This is a genomic window from Streptomyces sp. NPDC046716 (genome assembly GCF_040645755.1).
In the GTDB taxonomy this organism is placed as follows: Bacteria; Actinomycetota; Actinomycetes; order Streptomycetales; family Streptomycetaceae; genus Streptomyces.
In genome coordinates this window covers 1-3830 of record NZ_JBEYYU010000133.1, presented here as the reverse complement: position 1 = coordinate 3830, position 3830 = coordinate 1, and the positions used below count along the sequence as shown (strand labels likewise).

The 3830-nt window shown below is 73.5% G+C and carries 3 protein-coding genes; 2 read left to right on the top strand and 1 reads right to left on the bottom strand.

Annotation, left to right across the window (positions count from 1 at the left end; all coding sequences use genetic code 11):
• Positions 1–133 precede the first annotated feature (133 nt).
• Entirely contained in the window at positions 134–1132 is a 999-nt protein-coding gene (locus ABZ930_RS41300) for a Gfo/Idh/MocA family oxidoreductase (protein WP_361560756.1), read from the bottom strand.
• Positions 1133–1215: 83 nt separating this feature from the next.
• On the opposite strand from ABZ930_RS41300, the gene ABZ930_RS41295 reads away from it, so the two are divergent.
• Positions 1216–2538, top strand: a complete 1323-nt coding sequence (locus ABZ930_RS41295; protein WP_361560753.1) for a multidrug effflux MFS transporter — start codon at positions 1216–1218, stop codon at positions 2536–2538.
• Complete coding sequence (locus ABZ930_RS41290; RefSeq protein WP_361560750.1) at positions 2505–3680, top strand: serine hydrolase; 1176 nt, start codon at positions 2505–2507, stop codon at positions 3678–3680. Before ABZ930_RS41295 ends, ABZ930_RS41290 begins: the two co-directional genes overlap by 34 nt.
• Positions 3681–3830 lie beyond the last annotated feature (150 nt).

Sequence of the window (3830 nt, the reverse complement as noted above, 5' to 3'; positions counted from 1 at the left end):
CCGCGCCCCTGGAAGCGAGCTTCGCTCGCCCAGGGGCAGGGGAAGGCTGCGCGCAGCGCATGCCTTCAGGGGCGCGGGGAACTGCGCGACCAGCCCCCACGCACCCGCACCCGACGACGAGGCCGAAAAGGGCTCAGAGCTCCCCGGGGTACCGCACGCCCACAGCACCCCGCACCCGGTCCAGCGTCCGCATCACGGCCAAGGTCCCTTCCAGCGGCACCAACGGCGACTCGGTGTCCCCGGCCCGCAACCGCCCCATGACCTCCAGCGCCTCGTGCCGGAGCGAATCGCGCGGCCCGTCCTCCGGCGCCGCGACGAACTCCTCGGGCTCCCGCCCGTCCCGGTGCAGCACGAACCGCTCCGGGTGGAAGAACCCGCCCGGCACATCGATCCGCCCGGCGGACCCGGTGACCGACGCGGTCACGCCCGTACCGGCGTTGATGGCACAGTGCAGCAGCCCCCGCGCCCCGTTCGCCCACGACAGCAGCATCCCGGTCTGCAGGTCGACACCCTCGTCGGACAGCTGCGCCGACGCGGCGACCTCGTCCGGCTCACCGAGCAGCAGATGCGCGAACGACACCGGATACACCCCGAGATCGAGCAGCGCGCCCCCGCCCTGCGCGGGATCCCGCAGCCGGTGCGCGGGCGGGAACGGCCCGGCGAGCCCGAAGTCGGCCTGCACGGTGCGCACTTCACCGATCGCCCCGTCGTCGACGAGCGCCTTCAGCCGCCGGACGAGCGGATGGCAGTACATCCACATCGCCTCCATCAGGAACAGCCCGCGCGAGCGCGCCAGCGAGACCAGCTCCCCGGCCTCCCGCGCGTTCAGCGCGAACGCCTTCTCGCACAGCACCGGCTTGCCCGCCTCCAGACAGAGCCCGGCGGCCTGCCGGTGCGCGGAGTGCGGCGTCGCCACGTACACCACGTCGACATCGGGGTCCGCGGCGAGCGAGGCCCAGTCGCCGTACGCCCGCGGAATGTCGAACCGCTCCGCGAACGCCTTGGCCGACGCGTCCGACCGGGAGCCCACGGCCACCACCTCGGCATCCGGCAGATCGAGCAGATCCGCCGTGAACGACGCGGCGATACCGCCCGTCGCGAGAATGCCCCATCGCACGCGTTCCACTGACATCGCTGCTCACCTCAGTTTGGTCTCGACCAGTCCGCCGAGCTGAGAGCATAGGTAATCGTACGTACGGCCGGGAGGGAGCCAGGATGACGGACAGGACGGACAGAGCGGTGCGGCAGGCGGTGGAAGCGGACGCGAAGCCGGCGCCCGCGCGCCCGATCGCCGTACCCCGCGCGGCCGTTCGCACCGGACTCCTGGTCACGCTGGTGCTCGGCGGCCTGACCGCGGTGCCCCCGCTGTCCATGGACATGTACCTCCCGGCACTGCCGGCGGTCACCGACTCCCTGCACACCTCCACCTCCACCGCGCAGCTGACCCTCACCGCCTGTCTGACCGGCATGGCGCTCGGGCAGCTCGTCGTCGGCCCGATGAGCGACAAGTGGGGACGGCGCCGCCCGCTCCTCGTCGGCCTCCTCGTGTACGTCGCCGCCACCGCGATCTGCGCCCTCGCGCCGAACGCCGCCCTGCTCATCGCCTTCCGGCTGCTCCAGGGCCTCGCCGGCTCGGCCGGCATCGTGATCGCCCGCGCCGTCGTCCGCGACCGCTACGACGGCATCGCGATGGCCCGCTTCTTCTCCACCCTGATGCTGATCTCCGGCGTCGCCCCGGTCGTCGCGCCCCTCATCGGCGGCCAGATCCTGCGCTTCACCGACTGGCGCGGCGTCTTCGTCGTCCTCACCGGCATCGGCCTCGCGCTCACCGCCCTGGTGTGGAAGTGCCTGCCCGAGACCCTGGAGCCGGAGCGGCGGCACGGCGGCGGTGTCGGCACGGCGCTGCGCACCATGCGCGCGCTGCTCGCGGACCGCGTCTTCGCCGGGTACATGATCGCGGGCGGCTTCGCGTTCGCCGCGCTGTTCGCCTACATCGCCGCGTCCCCGTTCGTCCTCCAGGACCTCTACGGGGCATCGCCGCAGACCTACAGTCTCCTGTTCGGCCTCAACTCGGTCGGCCTGATCGCGATGGGGCAGATCAACGGCAAGATCCTCGTCGGCCGCGTCAACCTCGACAAGGTCCTCGGCATCGGCATCGCCCTGATCATCACCGCGTCCGTCTTCCTGCTCCTGGTCGCCACCGGCACCTTCGGCAGCCCCGAGGAGCTGGGGCTCGTCCCCATCGCGGCCGGACTGTTCGTCCTCATGGCGTCGATGGCCCTGACCACGCCGAACACCAACGCCCTCGCGCTGATGCGCACCCCGCACGCCGCCGGGTCGGCCTCCGCGCTGCTCGGCACCTCCTCGTTCCTCATCGGCGCGGTGGCGTCCCCGCTGGTCGGCATCACCGGCGCCGACGGCGCGCTCACGGCCGTGCCGATGGCCCTGGTCCAGCTCGCCGCCGGGCTCGCGGCGGCGCTCGCGTTCGTGGTGCTGTGCCGCCCGTGGCGGCGCACGGGGGAGGTGAGGGAGGTCTGAGCTCCCCAAGACTGCGGCACGGCACACCCGAGCGGGCCGGCCTCGACCCGGACCAGCTCGCCGCCCTCGTCCGCGAGGTGCGCCGGCTGCCCGAAGGAACGCGGCCCTGGTGCGCGGGCGTCGTCCTGCTCGCCGGACGCGGCCCGGTGATCGCCGCCGAGGCCGTCGGCGGCTGGGCCGTGCGCTACGCCGCTTACGACGAGACCACCGAGCGCGGTGTCGAACTCGCGCCGGACGCCCGCGTCCCCATGACCCTCGACACCGTCTTCGACCTGGCCTCGCTCACCAAGCTGTTCACCTCGATCGCCGCCGTGCAGCAGCTCGAGCGCGGCACCCTCGGCATCGACGCGCAGGTCGGCGCCTACCTCCCCGACTTCACCGGCGCCGCCCAGCACGGCGTCACCGTCCGCCAGCTGCTCACGCACACCTCCGGCCTGCGCCCCGAACTCCCGCTGTACGAGGCCCGGAACCGGCCCGCCCGGCTCGCGGCCCTGCGCGCCGAGTCCCCCTCGTCCAAGCCCGGCCACTACCGCTACTCCGATCTCAACATGCTGCTGCTCCAGCACCTCCTGGAGCGCCTCACCGGGCGCCGCCTCGACGCCCTGGTCCACGAGGGCATCACCCGGCCCCTCGGGATGACCGCCACCTCGTTCGGACCGCGTCCCGACGCCGCCGCCACCGAGGACCAGCGCCGTCCCTGGGCCAAGGCCGACCGGGGGCCGCTGCGCGGCAAGGTGCACGACGAGAACGCCTGGGCGCTCGGCGGTGTCGCCGGTCACGCCGGCCTGTTCTCCACCGCGCACGACCTCGCGGTCCTGTGCCGCACCCTGCTGAACGGCGGCTCGTACGGCACCGCCCGCATCCTCGGGCCCGACTTCGTCGACCTGATGCTGCGCGCGCCCGGGCTCGGCTTCCGGGTCGACCAGGACTGGTTCATGGGGGAGCTGGCCGGGCGGGGTGCCGCCGGGCACACCGGGTTCACCGGCACGTCCCTCGTCCTCGACCCGGTCACCGACACCTTCCTGGTGCTGCTGGCCAACACCGTCCACCCCCGTCGGCGCTCCGCCGACAACGGGCCCCGGGCGCGCGCCGCGACACGCCTTGCCCGAGCCGTGGTCCCCCTGGGCCCACACCCCGCCTGACTCCCTCCCCCCGGTGGGGGGGTCGCGCAGTTCCCCGCGCCCCTGACGGGGCAGGGGAAGGCTGCGCGCAGCGCATGCCTTCAGGGGCCCGGACGACGTCGCCCTGGCCACCGTCATGTGGGCCAACAACGAGATCGGCACGATCCAGCC